We start from the raw sequence: 17533 nt of genomic DNA on the forward strand, positions 1-17533 counted from the left end.
AAAATTTTCTTAGGGGATTTTTTTGTATTGGTGAAATAGATTATTTAACCTCTTCGAATTCTACGTCTTGAACGTCATCACCACCTTTTTGCTGTGAAGATTGACCAGCGTCACCTTGAGGTTGTTGTGCACCACCTTGTTGTGAAGCTGCATACATTTCTTCAGAAGCTGCAGTCCAAGCATTGTTTAATTCAGCTGAAGCTGTATCAATGTCTTCGAAATTACGTGCTGCATAAGCTGCTTTTAATTTCTCTAAACCTGCTTCGATAGGCGCTTTTTTATCAGCTGAGATTTTATCGCCGTATTCTTTCAATTGTTTTTCAGTTGAGAATACTAAAGCATCTGCAGCATTGATTTTATCCGCTTCTTCTTTTATTTTTTTATCCGCTTCAGCGTTAGCTTCTGCTTCTTGTTTCATTTTTTGGATTTCTTCATCCGACAAACCTGAAGAAGCTTCGATACGAATATTTTGCTCTTTACCAGTTGCTTTATCTTTTGCAGATACTTTGATGATACCATTCGCATCGATGTCAAATATAACTTCGATTTGAGGAATACCACGAGGAGCAGGAGGGATATCAGCCAATTGGAAACGACCTAAAGTACGGTTGTTTGCAGCCATTGGACGCTCACCTTGCAATACGTGAATTTCAACGGATGGTTGGTTGTCAGATGCTGTAGAGAATACTTCTGATTTCTTAGTAGGAATAGTAGTATTCGCTTCGATCAATTTAGTGAATACACCACCCATTGTCTCGATACCTAAAGAAAGAGGCGTAACGTCTAATAACAATACGTCTTTCACTTCACCTGTCAATACACCACCTTGGATAGCAGCACCTAAAGCTACAACTTCATCCGGGTTAACACCTTTAGAAGGCTCTTTACCGAAGAATTCTTTTACTGCATCAACGATAGCAGGGATACGTGTAGAACCACCTACTAAAATGATTTCATCGATGTCAGCTGTTGTGTAACCTGCATTTTTCAATGCTGTACGACAAGGATCGATTGTACGTTTTACTAAATCAGCTACTAAAGACTCGAATTTAGCACGTGATAATGTACGTACTAAGTGCTTAGGACCTGTAGCGTCAGCAGTAATATATGGTAAGTTGATTTCTGTTGAAGTAGTGCTTGAAAGCTCGATTTTAGCTTTTTCAGCTGCTTCTTTCAAACGTTGTAACGCCATAGCGTCATTTTTCAAATCAAAACCATTGTTTTCCGCTTTGAACTCATCGTTCAACCAGTTGATTACTGCGTTGTCAAAGTCATCACCACCTAAGTGTGTATCACCGTCAGTAGATTTTACTTCGAATACACCATCACCCAATTCTAAGATGGAAACGTCATGTGTACCACCACCACAGTCAAAAACTGCGATTTTCATATCTTTGTTTGCTTTATCAAGACCATAAGCTAAAGCTGCAGCTGTAGGCTCATTGATAATACGCTCAACTTTAAGACCAGCGATCTCACCAGCTTCTTTAGTTGCTTGACGTTGTGCATCATTAAAGTAAGCAGGTACAGTGATTACCGCACGTGTTACTTCTTGACCCAAATAATCTTCTGCAGTTTTCTTCATTTTTTGAAGTGTCATCGCAGAGATTTCTTGAGGTGTATATTTACGGTCATCGATCTCCACACGAGGAGTATTGTTGTCACCTTTTACTACTTTGTAAGGTACGTGAGATGTTTCTTTTGAAGCCTCATCAAAAGAAGTTCCCATGAAACGTTTGATAGAATAAATCGTTTTGTGTGGATTTGTGATTGCTTGACGTTTTGCAGGATCACCTACTTTACGCTCACCACCATCTACAAATGCTACGATTGAAGGTGTAGTACGTTTTCCTTCGTTGTTAGCAATTACTACTGGCTCATTACCCTCCATTACAGCGACACATGAGTTCGTAGTTCCTAAGTCGATTCCTATTATTTTAGACATATTATGTATTTTGTTGTTTACTATTTGTTCAAATTTGATAAGTATATATCAACCCTTGTGCCAACAACTATTTTGACCATAAAATCTAATGTTTATCATCAATATGTCTTAATTCTGCCACAATAGTGTGACAAATTGTCTTTGATTAGTAAATTAATTGTTCTTGAATTTGCCTTTTTGCCGTATTACTGTCACGTCCACGTTGAAACATTCTGCCAAAATTTTTGACAAAATCATCCAACGTCAATGCATTGGCTTTTTTGTCTTTCCAATCTGTAGGTGTAGTATCATTGGTATAATCCACTTTAGTAGCCCAATATTGAATATGCATTTCCGGTATTGCTAATCCCATAATCATGCCCGGAAGTCCACTACTTAAGGCTGGTCCCGCTGAAACGGGAATCTGATCCGTATAAAATGCGACTAAATAAAGGGAATCAGGTGTAGAACCATTTACTCTTCGGCATTCGAAACCTGCAATTTCTCGGTATTCGTCGGTGAATCGCCATGTAATATTGTTGAGGCTGTCAGATATGATGTACTTTTCGTCGATTTCCAATTGCACATTACTGGTGCCATCTTTTAGATTTTGATGAAAAACTTTAGAATTGTTATTCATTCTACCTCGAGGCATATTTCCACCGCCACCAGCATTCATCCTAAAATTTCCACCGCCCATATTTCCACCTCTACCGCCACCTGCGCCAGCTCTCACAACAGCTCTATTGCCCGAATTATTTGGTGTTGCAGTTTCTTCGGCCGAAGGGTCTACTGTCAATACGGTGCTATTTTCATCAAAATATAACATCAACTTTTGTGTGGTCGATTCGGGCATATTATCCAAATTAAATCCGCCTCCAGCACCAAATCGCATCATCATATTTGGATCCGCATTTTGAGTCATGCTGCGTACTCTAGCTTTGGTGAACGTGACTTTGTCAAATGAAATTTTACCTCTTGTGCCGAAATAGGCGTACTGTGCATCACTCTGCCCCCAGCAGATTAATAATATAAATGTTAGTATTAGCTTATTCATTGTTTTTCTTTCCTAAGTTTTTGTTAAAATCCCATTTTAGACCAAATAAAAAGTATCGTGTCAACATCAATTGTGTTGATTCAGAGAATTGTGTATCCGAGACATTTCTATTTGTTGTATTGAATGTTTTGAATATGTCAAATGCTTTTACGCTGGCTACTAAACTTTGATTTTTTAATAGCTTCTTGCTCATTTCCAGGTTTGTGTAGAATTGATGAATAGATTTGTTGTAAAACTTGGTTGGTCCTTCTACACTATAATTTATGTGTGTGGTAATATTAAACTGTTTTGGTAAAAAGTAGCGTAAATAAGTTGATCCGCCAGTACTTAAATTTGTGTAATTCAAATCACGTTGTAGGCTGTTACGTTGATTATTTACATTCACACGCCAGTTAAAATCATAGTCCAAACCTTTTGAATCTTGTTCATTAAAACTAAATCCTGTAAAAACAGATGCGTTTTGCGTATTGTTTAGCTCATACTGCCCCTGATCGTTTCGTGAACCATCTTCCGAATAGCGTGTATATGTAAATCCATTTCCATAATTCGCTCCTGAAAAAATATTCAATTGCACCTTACGGTCAAATATAGGTCTGCCGTGGTTTGCATTTAAGTTTGCATTCCAACTCGATCTACCCATTACATTGACATAGGTGCTTGTGGTCAAAGTGTCAGTTACAGTTCGTTTGTTTACAATTGGATTGTTTTTAAAACTTATTGCAGAGTTTAAATTCCAGCTTGTGCCTTTTAAAAGACTCATAGTATTGTAATTCAACCTGAAATTATTGTTCACAGCTCGCTGCAAATCTGGATTTCCTAATTGTAAAAAGATAGGTGAAGTTTGTGGTTGCAATGGTTGCAATTGTCCAAATGAAGGTACATCAAAACTATTTTGGTAAGATGCAGATAGATTTTTTCGATTAGAAATTCTATAATTACCATTAATATTTAAATCATTATCCCAAAAACTTCTGCTAAGATCAATATCTCGGTAAGAGTCATTTATCCCCTGATCTCTATAGTTCGTGCGATTTGAAAGAGAGAAATTTAATTTTTCAGTATTATAATTCAAATTTGCTACGACGCTTTGATTGCTAGACTCATTTATTAGATTTTGTGAATATTGTTCGTCAATTGTTTGATTCCCACCATCATTATTAAATGCATCAATTTTATTTTTGTTTTTATTGTACCCAAAATTATAGCCTATAGAGTAATACATTTGTTGGGTAATACGATCAGAAAACTGCAATTGTGTAGAAAAATTATTACCATCAGATTCATTTATCCTTGTCTGATCGACGATTGTTTCTCTATTGTCTTTGTGTAAATACGTGCGTTGAAAGACTTCACTTTCTTGGTTGGACTGATTCATGTCATTACTCACGTGAATATTAATCGATCTTCCATTGGCGTTGAGTCGTTTGCGATAATTTATTCGGAAATCGTTGGAAAGATTGTCTCCGAAATTGCGGTTAGAACTCGTAAAGTCACGTACAGAGTCGGTCGCATTGTTAAGCATAAAACTCTCCGAGCTACTAAAGCCTGTACTTTGATTTTGTCGTGCATTTAAATGTACTTCCATATTGGACGTCGAATCTATACGCCATCTAAATTGTGATCTAAAGTTATGCCCTTGGTTAGCATTTTCATTTTTGGAGCTACTGTTTGTCTCTTGGATTTGATCATTAGAAACAATCTCTTTATTGTAGCTATCACGTTCGTTGCGGTTGCTTGCGTCATTAAAATTATAATTGGCGTTCACGTTTAGCTTTTTGCTAAAGAACTGATTTTCATAATTAGCTCCAATAGATGAATTTTTTGGTTCACCTGTTATTTGGCTATTCATGCGTAATCCACCTTCACGCCCTCCCGCTGATGCGCCCATATTGTTGGTGTTAGCGGTGATTCCAATGCGTTCTGTTCGGTTGAACTTTGCAGCAAAGAGATTGGCTGTATATAATTCTTCCGTTCCGAGGTTAGCTTCGATGTTGCCGAATACACCAACCCGTGCTTCTTCTTTGAGCACGACATTCAACGTCTGAATACGCTGACCATCATCGATGCCCGTTAACTCAGCTTGTTCAGACTTACGTTCATACACTTGAACTTTGTCTACCGCATCAGCGCGGACATTACGAATTGCGATTTTAGGATCATAACCAAAAAATTCCTCTCCATCAATCAATACTTTAGCAACTGATTTTCCGTGAGCGGTGATTGCACCATCACCAGAAACTGTAAGCCCCGGAAGCCTTCTCAATAGATCTTCTAATTTAGCATTCTTCTCCGTTTCGAAACTGCCCGCATCGTACTCGATAGTATCACCTTTAATACGAATTGGAATTCTTCCTGTCACAACCACTTCTTCTATCAAATTAGCTTGAGAATTCAGTAGAATATTATCTAATGTGGTATTCTTGTTGAGTTGGATTGGTTGAGAATACAATTCGAATTTGGGGTAAGAGATTATGACTATATAATCGTTGTTTTTAATTTTCTTAAATTCAAAAATTCCGTTTTCATTCGCTCTGGTATGATATTGTAAGATCGAATCTTGATTTAGTAATATAATTGTTGCATTTGTTAAGGGGGTATTATCCGCTTTATCGAGGATTTTCCCATTTAAATTTGATTGTGCTATACTCAAGCTTGAAATCAGAAGTCCAAGAAAGGTAAAAATGATGCTTTTCATTAAAATTGGTTTATGGTATTAGGGTCTTAGATGGTAGTTTTTTAAAAAGGTTTAATCGAGAACCAACAAATTTATGACAAATAATATTTCGTAAAAAAGTACTTTTGTTTAAGCTTAAAACACTGATATATGACTTTTGAAGAATACTTAAATTATTTCGAGCAGATCATCTTAAATCCTGAGCAATATCCTGTTTATCAAGATGAAAATTATTACAATTATGCCAAACTAAATTGGTCAAGAACCAATCGTTGGCTTAATAAATTTGAGCCAAACGATGAGCTCAAAGCTGTAATTTCTTCAATACAAGAGCCACAAACTTGGATTATTATTACGGAGCCATGGTGTGGTGATGCAGCACATTCAGTTCCACAATTGATTAATATGGTGGAGAATAATGCTAATATCAAGTTGGATATTCAATTGCGTGACGAGGAGCCTTTTATGATTGAGAATTATTTAACAAATGGGGGAAAGTCTATTCCTAAGCTGATTATACGAGATGCAAATAATAATGATTTAGCCGTTTGGGGACCGCGTCCTCAAAAACTCCAAGAGTTATATTTGTTTTGGAAAGAAGAAGGTGTTGAATTCAACGCTATGAAAGAATCTCTTCAAAAGTGGTATAATGAAGATAAAGGTGTTGAAATTCAAAATGATATCATAAAACTTTTATCTTAGTACATAATTTTACTATGCATATTGAAGATATTAGATCGCATTGCTTAGAAAAGCATCAATTGGTCACTGAAGAATTACCTTTTGGACCTGATACGCTTGTTTTCAAAATTGCAGGTAAAGTGTTTCTTTTAATCGGGTTGGATCAAGTGGAGAATTTGAGTTTCAACGTGAAATGTGATCCTGAATATGCAATTGAACTACGTGAGAAATATGATCAAACTATATTTCCAGGATATCATATGAATAAAATACACTGGAATACGGTTTTTCTTGGTCGAGAATTGAACCCTAAACAGTTATTAGATCTAATTGATCATAGCTTTGATTTAGTGGTCAAATCCCTTCCTAAAAGTATTCGAGAAACTTTATAACTACAAAAGGCAATCCTCAAGATTGCCTTTTGTAGTTATATTACATTTTCAAACCAATTTCTCTTAAGCGTTCGTCCAAATATTGACCTGCTGTATAGTCTTCGTATAATTTTGGATATTCCTCCGAAATACATGAATCTAATGATGCTAAGCTCATACTTGCCTTTGGATGTAAGAAGAATGGCACAGAATAGCGTGATGTCTTCATCAATTCACGAGGAGGATTCACCACTCTATGTGTAGTTGATTTCAATTTATTGTTCGTTAAGCGTTGCAACATATCTCCCACATTCACAACAATATCTTCTCCTTTAGCTTTTATTGGAAACCATTGTCCATCTTTCGTTAATACTTCTAAACCATCAGCACTAGCTCCAATTAATAAAGTAATCAAATTGATGTCTTCATGCGCACCTGCTCTAACGGCATCATCAGAAATAGATTCTGGATTTTCGATAGGAAAATAGTGAATAGCTCTCAGTATTGAATTACCATTGATTACATATTTTTCAAAATAATCTTCTTCTAATTCTAAATAGGAAGCAATGGCTTTCAACAGATTACGCCCAGCATCTTCAAGTTTCTTGTAAATTTCGGCAGTTATCTCGTTAAATTTAGGTAATTCAGCTACAGATGGATTGTCCGGGAAGTCCGCTTTTGAGTACTCTTCGCCTATAATAGTTTGACCACGCTGCCAAAACTCTTTCAAATCTGGAACCTTAGCGTCTTTGGCTTTTTCTCTGCCTTTACTAGTATAACCACGTTGGCCAGCTAACTCCGGATATTCATATTTATCTTTTGTTTCTTGCGGTAAATCAAAAAAAGCTTTTACGACAGCATAAAGCTCCTCGATCAACGCAGGGCTAAGTCCATGATTAGCAATTGTTACGAAGCCGGTCTCATTAAATGCTTTACCGATATTTTGTACAAATTGAGCGCGAAGCTCGGTAGACCCCTGAGTATAATCATGTAGATCTAGACGAGGAATATTCACTAATGCCATATTTTTGCTTTTTGTTTTCACAAAGTTAAAGCATTATTCGCATATACAATATTGATTATGTTTATAACCTATCGTATATTCGCGCTAATTATTAGATAATCAATGCATAAAAGTTATCCACATTTTGCCTTGATGCTGATTATATCTATTAACCAATGATGTATTTAATCAATTTCAGACACAATTTTATTAAAAAAACAACATAATTCTTGAAATATTAAATTCTAATCTATAGATTTGTTATGCATGCATAATAAATGCAGGTTAGCCATTTTACCGAATTGACTATGAGCCAGAATAAAACAATTGATTATTTTTTAAAAGCCGCTTGGCAAACTGTAGCGAATAAATATAATGCAATAGCTACACAGTATGGTTTTACGCAGGCAGCTGGGTATATATTAATCAATATTCACAAAGAGGGAACACCTGTATCACAAATAGCAACTTTGACAGGTGTAAAGACGACATCGCTTTCACGCGTGTTAGTGAATTTGGAAAGTTTAGGCTTCATTTACAGAGAAGCTAGCGCACAAGATAAACGTTCTGTGAAGGTATTTTTAACTCCTTTGGGGGTGGAGAAACGAAAAATTGCAAAAGATGTCGTGAAAGGCTTCAATGAATATTTGGATGCGCAATTTACCGAGAAAGAAAGACAACAGTTAGCACAAATGCTTGCTAAATTAAATGATTTGGCAAATAAATATGAACCACAAGTCATGGTTGAAGAGTAATCAAAAAAATATAAACTTATGATGAGAAGCATTAAAAAAGTAGCAGTGTTGGGTTCGGGGGTCATGGGTTCGCGTATCGCATGCCACTTTGCTAATATTGGTGTAGAGGTGTTGCTTTTGGATATTCCTCCAAAGGAATTGCTTCCCGCCGAAGAAGCGAAAGGGTTATCATTAGAAAGTGCTGCGGTAAGAAATCGTATTGTTAATACATCACTTGATACCGCAATAAAATCTAATCCAGCGCCTCTATTTAGCAAATCTTATGCGAAGCGAATACAGACAGGAAACTTTGAGGATGATATGTCCAAAATTTCGCAGGTTGATTGGATTATCGAAGTTGTAGTCGAACGTTTGGATATTAAAAAGTCTGTGTTTGCACAGGTCGAAAAATACCGCAAACAAGGAACTTTAATCACTTCTAATACATCTGGTATTCCTATTTATATGATGAATGAAGGTAGATCGGATGATTTTAAAGCTCATTTTTGTGGCACACACTTTTTTAATCCTCCTCGTTATCTGCAATTGTTAGAAATTATACCAACAGCATTCACTAAACAAGAAGTTGTTGATTTCTTAATGCACTTTGGTGACAAGATGTTGGGCAAGACAGTTGTGTTGTGTAAAGACACTCCTGCCTTTATTGGCAATCGTATTGGGGTTTACTCGATGTTAGCTTTGACACATTTGGTGGATCAGTTGGATTTATCAGTCGAAGAAGTCGACAAATACACGGGTCCAGCGATGGGACATCCTAAGTCGGCAACTTTCCGTACTGCAGATGTGGTTGGTTTGGATACTTTAGTCAACGTGGCTAATGGTTTGGATCAAAATGCACCAAATGACGAGTCGAAAGGTGTATTCAAATTGCCTGATTACATCACCAAGATGGTAGAAAATAAATGGTTGGGTGAAAAAACAAAAAAAGGTTTTTATGAAAAAGTAAAAGCTGCTGACGGCAGTTCTGAAATTTTGTCTTTGAACTTGAAAACCTTAGAATATGGCTCGCAACAAAAAGTGAAGTCTTCCACTCTGGAGGCGACTAAGCTCATAGAAGATATTCGCAAACGCATGAAAGTATACGAACAAGGTACAGATAAAGCAGCTGCACTTTTTCGCGCTATGCATTACCCTTTGTTCGAATATGTTTCAAAACGTGTTCCTGAGATTACGGATGATTTTTTCCGTATTGACGATGCGATGCGTGCGGGTTTCGGTTGGGAAATAGGTCCTTTTGAAGTTTGGGATGCTTTGGGAGTTCGTGAAACTTTAAGCAAGATTCAGTCAGAGGAAAAACGCCTTCCAGGTCAAACAGGTGAAGTAGCACAGTGGGTGCATGATATGTTGGCGTCGGGTGCTGAGAGCTTTTATAAAGTAGAAAATGGTGTTCGCCATTATTATGATATAGTAAGCAAATCGTATAAACCAATTCCGGGTACGGAAGATTTAATCGTATTAGACCATATCCGTGACTCGAAAACGATTTGGAAAAATTCTGGAGTTTCAATCATCGATTTGGGGGATGGAATTATCAACTGTGAATTTCATACCAAAATGAATACTATTGGAGGTGATGTAATTCAAGGTATCAACAAAGCAATTGATATTGCGGAAAAAGATTACCGTGGATTAGTGATTTCGAATGACGGGAAAAATTTCTCCGCAGGAGCAAATATAGGTATGATATTTATGATGGCGGTAGAGCAGGATTACGATGAGTTGAATATGGCTGTACGTATGTTCCAAAATACAGCGATGCGTCTTCGTTATTCATCAATTCCTGTAGTTGCAGCTCCATTTCAATTGACTTTAGGTGGTGGTTGTGAGTTCTCTATGCACGCTGATTTTGTGCAATTACACGCGGAAACGTATATGGGTTTAGTTGAATTTGGGGTTGGTGTAATTCCCGGCGGTGGAGGTTCGAAAGAATTTGCTTTACGCGCTTCGAATGAATACAAAGACGATCAGATTGTACAAAATACGCTAAAAGATCGATTCTTGACTATTGGCCAAGCGAAGGTATCAACTTCGGCTGTTGAAGCTTTCGAGTTAGGTTATTTGCAAAAAGGTAAATATGCGATTACGATGAATCGTTCACGTTTATTAGCTGACGCAAAAACCAAAGCAATTGAGTTGGCAGATGCAGGTTATGTACAGCCTATTCCACGTTCGGATATCAAAGTATTGGGTAATCAAGGTTTGGGTATTGTTTACGTAGGTTCGGATTCTATGCGAGCTGGTAAATATATTTCGGATCATGATAAGAAAATCTCCGAAAAACTGGGATACGTAATGTGTGGAGGCGATCTCTCCGCACCAACGGAAGTTTCGGAACAATACTTACTCGACTTAGAACGCAAAGCTTTCTTGGAATTATGTGCTGAGCGCAAAACATTGGAGCGTATACAGCATATGTTGACAAAAGGTAAACCTTTGAGGAATTGAGGGAGATATGAGAGATTAGATTTGAGACATTAGACATGCATAATTTACTCGAGTTGAAAATTTGGAATAGAGCTATTGAATTATCAGTGGTTGTTTATGATATGGTTGCAAATTTTCCATCGGATGAAAAATATGGTTTGTCGTCTCAAATAAAGAGGTCTGTTGTATCCATTGCCTCAAATATAGCTGAGGGAGCAGGGAGAAATTCGATTAAAGAATTTATCCATTTTCTAGGAATTGCCAATGGTTCAGCTTATGAATTACATACACAAGTATTAATTGCAAGTAAGTTAGGATTGTTGGATTCTGAAAAATCCGTTGAAATATGTAATCAATTAATTGAAATTCAAAAAATGATTTTTGGATTTCACAATAAACTTAGAAATGAAGAACTAAGATAGAGAAGTAGAAAAACATCTATTATCGCATATCTATTGTCTCAAATCTCAAATCTCAACAAATGGAAGCATATATAGTAGCAGGATATCGTACGGCAGTAGCGAAGGCGCCGAGAGGTGGTTTTCGATTCATGCGTGCAGACGATTTAGCAGCAGAAGTTATAAAACATTTAGTGGCATCAGTGCCCAATTTAAATAAAGAAGAAATTGACGATGTCATCGTCGGTAATGCGATGCCCGAGGCAGAGCAAGGTATGAATATGGCGCGTTTCATTTCGCTGATGGGATTAGATACCGACAAAGTTCCAGGTGTAACAGTTAACCGCTATTGTGCATCGGGCTTAGATACTATTGCGACAGCGACAGCAAAGATTAAAACTGGCATGGCGGATATTATAATAGCTGGTGGAGCAGAGGTGATGTCAGGGATGCCATTTGGTGGGTGGAAGATAGTTCCAAATCCTAAGACAGCAAAGGAGAATCCTGATTGGTACTGGGGAATGGGATTGACTGCAGAAGCTGTCGCGCATGAATTTAATGTTTCACGTGAAGATCAAGATGCTTTTGCGTTGAATTCACATCAGAAAGCTGTGGGTGCCATTAAATCTGGTGTTTTCAAAGATGAAATCGTTCCGATTAAAATCAAGGAAAATTATGTCAAAGATGGAAAAATGGCAACACGCGAATATGTCGTTGATACAGATGAAGGTCCTCGCGTGGACTCAACGTTAGATGCGTTGGCCAAATTGAGACCGGTTTTCGCAGCAGACGGAGTAGTGACGGCAGGTAATTCTTCCCAGACTTCAGATGGTGCAGCTTTTGTATTGGTGATGTCCGAACGAAAAGTGAAAGAACTTGGCTTAAAACCAATCGCAAAATTAATTTCTTATGCAGTAGCAGGAGTGCCTCCACGCATCATGGGGATTGGACCAATTGCAGCAATTCCAAAAGCTTTGGAAATGGCTGGCTTGCAGAAAGAAGATATTGATTTGTTCGAATTGAACGAAGCTTTTGCTTCACAATCGTTGGCAGTTATCCGTGAGTTAGGTTTGGATGAATCAAAAATCAATGTGAATGGCGGTGCTATTGCTTTAGGTCACCCATTAGGATGTACTGGAGCAAAATTAACCGTGCAGGTTTTGAATGAACTGAAACGACGCGGTGGAAAATATGGCATGGTGACCATGTGTGTGGGTACGGGACAAGGTGCAGCAGGAATTTTTGAATTGCTGGATTAGATTAGAGGGCAAACATTAAAGATTATAAATTATGATAAAAAGAATAAGATATTAAGACTTATTCTTTTCTCCTTAATAAATTAAAAACTATGAGTAACAAAGCATCAATCAAGGGCGGGGAGTTTGTAATTAAAGAAACTGCATACACAGATATTTTTATTCCAGAGGAATTTGATGAAGAAGCACAGATGATTCGTCAGACTTGTTTGGATTTTTTGGATACGGAAGTACTAAATAAGTTGGATCGCATTGATGCACAAGAAGAAGGGTTGATGCAAAGTTTGCTGGATAAATCAGGTGAATTGGGCATGTTGGGCGTGTCCATTCCAGAGGAATACGGTGGCTTTGGTAAGAATTTCAACACATCGATGCTGGTTACGGATGCGGTAGGTGGTGGATTTTCTTTTGCGGTAGCTTTATCAGCTCATACAGGCATTGGTACATTGCCAATTTTGTATTATGGAAATGAAGCCCAAAAAGCTAAATATATTCCGAAGTTAGGCACAGGTGAATGGAAAGCAGCTTATTGTTTGACAGAGCCAAATTCGGGTTCGGATGCGAACTCAGGTCGTACTTCAGCGAAGTTGAATGCAGAAGGAACACATTATTTGATAAATGGTCAAAAAATGTGGATCACAAATGGTGGATTTGCAGATATTTTCATTGTCTTTGCCAAAATTGATGACGATAAAAATCTAACTGCTTTCATTGTAGAAAAAGATTTTGGTGGTATCACTATGAATCCAGAAGAGCATAAATTGGGTATCAAAGGATCGTCGACACGTCAAGTGTTTTTTAACGACTGCCCTGTTCCGGTCGAAAATATGCTTTCGGAGCGCGAAAATGGATTCAAAATCGCTGTGAATATTCTAAATATTGGGCGTATAAAATTGGGTGCTGCTACGATTGGTTCTGCACGTGCAGTTATTTCTCGCGCGGTGAATTATGCAAATGAGCGTGTGCAGTTTAATTTACCGATTTCAAAATTTGGTGCTATTCGTTACAAATTAGCTGAAATGGCAATACGACTTTTTGCTACTGAATCTGCAACGTATCGCGCTGGACAAAACATCGATGATGCATACGATGCATTAGTAGCAGGGGGAATGGATGAAGCAAAAGCTAAATTAAAATCCGTAGAACAATTTGCTATTGAGTGTGCGATTATCAAAGTTTGGTGCTCGGAAATGTTGGATTATGTGGTGGATGAAGGCGTTCAAATCTATGGCGGAATGGGGTATTCTGCTGAAGCACCGATGGAAAGAGCGTATCGTGATTCTCGTATAAACCGAATTTTCGAAGGTACCAATGAAGTAAACCGTTTGTTGGTGGTTGATATGTTGTTGAAACGTGCGATGAAAGGCGAGTTAGACTTAATGGGACCTGCGCAAGCGGTGGCTGGTGAATTGCTGTCTATTCCAGATTTTGGTGAAGAAGATGAAACAACTTTTGCAGCGGAGAAAAAAGTCATCGCTAATCTTAAAAAAGCAGGTTTGTTGGTGGCAGGTGCTGCGGTTCAAAAATTGATGATGTCGTTGTCGAAAGAACAAGAGATTTTAATGAATATAGCGGATATTATCGGTTACGTGTATGTTGCAGAGTCTGTGCTATTGCGTGCGGAGAAATTATACCATACAAAAGGGGAGGAAGCAGCTGCTCTTGCAACGGATATGGCTCGTGTGTATTTGTATACTACTATTGATAAAGTTAATGTGGCAGCAAAAGAAGCATTATATTCATTCGGCGAAGGTGATGAATTAAATATGATGTTAGTTGGTATACGCCGATTTACCAAAGCTCAACCTTTCAATGTGAAAGAAGCTCGTCAACGAATTGCACGAAAATTAATAGAAGAAAATAAGTATTGTTTTTAAATAACAGTTTTAATTAAGTTGATTGATTTAGCCCGCTTCTTAGCGGGCTTTTTTGTGCTAACAGTCTTATTTGTGGGTTAAATCTTGGTTATTAAAATATTATTATAGTTAATAATGAAAAATTATATCATTGATAATCAATTTGTTAAATAATAAAGTATATAAAATCTATAAAACTAGTAGACTTTTTCTTTTTTGTTTTTATATTTGCATCGTTATCTCATTCATTATGAGAGCAAAGATGGAATTAATCAACCTTAATATTAAACTTTTGAGAATGAATCAATTTTACAAATTACTAAAAACAGATCTGGTAGCACGGACTACACTTATTAAACAAAATCTTTTGCGTGGGAACATGCGAATGTGCAGATAGTTTCTTTTCCCCTTATGTATATAGATAGGGGAAGTGTGAGGCTTCCCCTTGATTTTGTTAAATAATGAACAAGTTTTCGATTGGCATTGATACTTGTAATATTCACTACTAAACGATTTAAATTTATGAATTATAAAGCTATTTATAGCATTTCCTTCGGATTATCTTTATTACTTGGAACTGCCGGCGCGGTACAAGCACAACAAAAAGATCCAAAACCTATTATTAATGCTTCGTTGGTTGGTACTGTGATTGATGCAGATACTAAAGAACCAATTTCAGGTGTCACCGTGCAATTGGATGCAGTGACTCACCAAGTTAGAACAGATAGAGACGGTAAATTTCAATTTGTTACTGGTCAAAAATTACCTTTCACGGTTATCGTTTCTTACTTAGGATACGAAACTCAAAAATTAGTTATCGAAACTTCTCCAGCTGTTATCGAATTAAAGCAAAGTGTGAATTCTTTAGAGCAGGTTTTTGTAACTTCTCGTCGCCGTACAGAACAAATTCAAGATATCCCTATCCCAGTTTCATTAGTAAAAGCAAGCACTATAGAAGATGCTGGAGCATTCAACGTAAGCCGTATTAAAGAGGTTATTCCTTCGGTACAATTGTATGCTTCCAACCCGCGTAATACAACTTTAAATATTCGTGGTCTTGGATCTACATACGGTTTAACAAATGATGGTATCGACCCAGGTGTAGGTTTTTATTTAGATGGTGTGTATATAGCACGACCAGCAGCTACAGCGTTAGATTTCATTGATATCGAACAGATTGAAGTATTGCGTGGCCCTCAAGGAACATTGTTTGGTAAAAACACTACTTCTGGCGCTTTCAATATTACCTCAAGACTTCCTTCCTTCATTCCGGGAGCTAATTTTGAAGTAAGTTATGGTAATTACGGTTATGTACAAGGTAAAGCTTCAATTACAGGACCTCTTGTAAAGGATAAGTTAGCGGCAAGAGTTTCATTTTCAGGTACACAACGTGATGGACTGTTGTATAATGTGCATACAGATCGTCAAATTAATGATATTAGCAATTTGGGACTACGTGGGCAATTGTTGTATACACCAACAGAAAATTTGAAAGTTACGTTGACGGGTGATCGAACAATTCAAAAGCCGGATGGATATGGTTGGGCAGTTGCTGGTGTTGTGAAAAATCAGCGTTCAGAATTCAGACAGTTTAATAGTATCATCAAGGATTTAGGTTATGAAATTCCTTACAAAAGCGCCTTTGAGCGTAAAGTAGATTTGGATACGCGCTCAAAAGCTGATAATGAATTGGGTGGTGTTTCATTAAATTTTGACTATAAAATTGGTAATGGAACATTGACTTCTACGTCAGCATGGCGTTATTGGGATTGGGTGCCTTTGAATGACCGCGATTACTTAGGTGTGCCAGCTTATACGATCTCTTCAGGTACTTCAACACATGATCAATGGTCACAAGAATTTAGATATTCTGGTAATATCAATGAAAAAATTAGTGGTGTTGTCGGTGTGTTTGGATTGTGGCAAGATTTACGTACCGACCCAGTACATACAGAAGAGGCGGGTGACGCATTATGGCGCTTTCAGCAAAATAATGCTACGGCTACACAATGGGGACCTGGTTTGATTGATAAAGTAGGTATTCGTACAAAATATGGTATTAAGAGTACAAGTTTAGCAGTATTCGGTCAGCTAGATTGGGCTATTACGGACAAAATTCACGTATTGCCAGGTATTCGCTACAATTATGATAAGAAAGTCGCAAACTATGCACGTGTAAATTATATTGATAACAAGATTAATTATACAGAAGCGCAATTGGCGGCAGTCAAAAGTATTTATTCAAATCAAGAATTTGATGTGGATGCGGATGCAGCGAATTTTTCGGGACAATTATCTTTACAATATAAATTCAACCCGAACTACAATGCGTTCGTTACTTATTCAAAATCTTACAAACCAATTGGTATCAATGTTGGAGGCTTACCAGTAATTGACGGTAAAGTTGCGACAGAATTGGCGGAAGTTAAGCCTGAATCTGTAAATCACTACGAATTTGGTGTAAAAACTAACCCAACACGTAATGCGTTTTTAAACTTAACTATTTTCCAAACAAATATTAAAGATTACCAAACGCAAGTTCAAACACCCGATCCAGGTGTAAACAGAGGTTATTTGGCTAATGCAGAAAAAGTAAGTGTGAAAGGTTTAGAATTGGATGGTAGTATCCGCGCCACTAACTTCTTACGTATCAACGCAGCGTTTGCTTATACAGATGGTAAATACGATTCATTTACTAATGCGCCAGTTCCATTGGAAGAAGTCGGTGGAGCACAAGCATTCAAGGATGTATCTGGCGGTCAGCTACCGGGTATTTCAAAATATTCGTGGACTATCGCTCCTGAATTAACTAAAAAAGGTAATTTCTTGAGTCTACAAGGTACTTATTTCTTAGGTGTGGATGCTTTCTATCGTTCTAAATTCTCGTCCAGTTCTTCTCCATCAGCACATTTGAATATTGATGCATATACTTTGTTGAATGGACGTGTTGGTTTCCGTGCGAGCAATGGATTATCTGTAATTGTTTGGAGCAGAAATTTAACAAACAAAGATTACTATGAGCAACTATTGGCAGCTCCAGGAAATTTTGGTCAGTATGCAGGTGTAGTAGGAGATCCACTTACTTACGGTGTGACTTTAAGATATAATTTGAGATAATAATTAGAGTAAATTAA

The 17533-nt window shown here is 37.3% G+C and carries 12 protein-coding genes; 8 read left to right on the forward strand and 4 right to left on the reverse strand.

Annotated features, from left to right (window positions below):
* Positions 1-40 precede the first annotated feature (40 nt).
* From dnaK to GOQ16_RS00700, 3 genes are all read right to left on the reverse strand, one after another.
* Complete coding sequence (gene dnaK, locus GOQ16_RS00690; RefSeq protein ID WP_160066920.1) at positions 41-1945, reverse strand: molecular chaperone DnaK; 1905 nt, start codon at positions 1943-1945, stop codon at positions 41-43.
* Positions 1946-2090: 145 nt separating this feature from the next.
* Entirely contained in the window at positions 2091-2981 is an 891-nt protein-coding gene (locus tag GOQ16_RS00695) for a GLPGLI family protein (RefSeq protein WP_240140935.1), read from the reverse strand.
* Positions 2974-5676 carry a TonB-dependent receptor gene (locus GOQ16_RS00700; protein ID WP_160066922.1) on the reverse strand — a complete coding sequence of 901 codons (2703 nt, stop codon included), beginning with the start codon at positions 5674-5676 and terminating at the stop codon, positions 2974-2976. Before GOQ16_RS00700 ends, GOQ16_RS00695 begins: the two co-directional genes overlap by 8 nt.
* Positions 5677-5805: 129 nt before the next feature.
* On the opposite strand from GOQ16_RS00700, the gene GOQ16_RS00705 reads away from it, so the two are divergent.
* Both GOQ16_RS00705 and GOQ16_RS00710 read left to right on the forward strand, forming a co-directional pair.
* Positions 5806-6357 carry a thioredoxin family protein gene (locus GOQ16_RS00705; protein WP_160066924.1) on the forward strand — a complete coding sequence of 184 codons (552 nt, stop codon included), beginning with the start codon at positions 5806-5808 and terminating at the stop codon, positions 6355-6357.
* Positions 6358-6371: 14 nt separating this feature from the next.
* A complete protein-coding gene (locus GOQ16_RS00710; protein ID WP_160066926.1) occupies positions 6372-6728 on the forward strand; it encodes an MmcQ/YjbR family DNA-binding protein in 357 nt (118 codons plus the stop codon).
* Between the two features lie 40 nt (positions 6729-6768).
* Here the strand turns inward: GOQ16_RS00710 and GOQ16_RS00715 are convergent, their stop codons facing one another.
* On the reverse strand, positions 6769-7731 hold the full coding sequence (locus tag GOQ16_RS00715; RefSeq protein ID WP_160066928.1) for an isopenicillin N synthase family dioxygenase: 963 nt from the start codon (positions 7729-7731) through the stop codon (positions 6769-6771).
* Between the two features lie 287 nt (positions 7732-8018).
* Here GOQ16_RS00715 and GOQ16_RS00720 point away from each other — a divergent pair, with 287 nt between their 5' ends.
* The 6 genes from GOQ16_RS00720 (at position 8019) to GOQ16_RS00745 (ending at position 17516) form a co-directional block, all read left to right on the forward strand.
* The gene (locus tag GOQ16_RS00720; RefSeq protein ID WP_149913914.1) at positions 8019-8465 is read left to right on the forward strand and encodes a MarR family winged helix-turn-helix transcriptional regulator; all 447 of its coding nucleotides are present in this window, start codon (positions 8019-8021) and stop codon (positions 8463-8465) included.
* Positions 8466-8483: 18 nt separating this feature from the next.
* Positions 8484-10910: a 3-hydroxyacyl-CoA dehydrogenase/enoyl-CoA hydratase family protein gene (locus GOQ16_RS00725; protein ID WP_160066930.1), complete on the forward strand. Its 2427-nt coding sequence runs from the start codon at positions 8484-8486 to the stop codon at positions 10908-10910.
* Positions 10911-10945: 35 nt separating this feature from the next.
* Positions 10946-11311, forward strand: a complete 366-nt coding sequence (locus GOQ16_RS00730) for a four helix bundle protein (protein ID WP_160066932.1) — start codon at positions 10946-10948, stop codon at positions 11309-11311.
* A 59-nt stretch (positions 11312-11370) separates the two neighbouring features.
* Positions 11371-12546 carry an acetyl-CoA C-acyltransferase gene (locus GOQ16_RS00735; RefSeq protein WP_160066934.1) on the forward strand — a complete coding sequence of 392 codons (1176 nt, stop codon included), beginning with the start codon at positions 11371-11373 and terminating at the stop codon, positions 12544-12546.
* Positions 12547-12635: 89 nt separating this feature from the next.
* Positions 12636-14420 (forward strand): acyl-CoA dehydrogenase FadE, encoded by a 1785-nt coding sequence (locus GOQ16_RS00740; protein ID WP_160066936.1) that lies wholly within the window; start codon positions 12636-12638, stop codon positions 14418-14420.
* Between the two features lie 501 nt (positions 14421-14921).
* Positions 14922-17516 carry a TonB-dependent receptor gene (locus GOQ16_RS00745; RefSeq protein ID WP_160066938.1) on the forward strand — a complete coding sequence of 865 codons (2595 nt, stop codon included), beginning with the start codon at positions 14922-14924 and terminating at the stop codon, positions 17514-17516.
* Positions 17517-17533 lie beyond the last annotated feature (17 nt).

The organism is Sphingobacterium bovisgrunnientis (assembly GCF_009829085.1).
Lineage (GTDB): Bacteria > Bacteroidota > Bacteroidia > Sphingobacteriales > Sphingobacteriaceae > Sphingobacterium > Sphingobacterium bovisgrunnientis.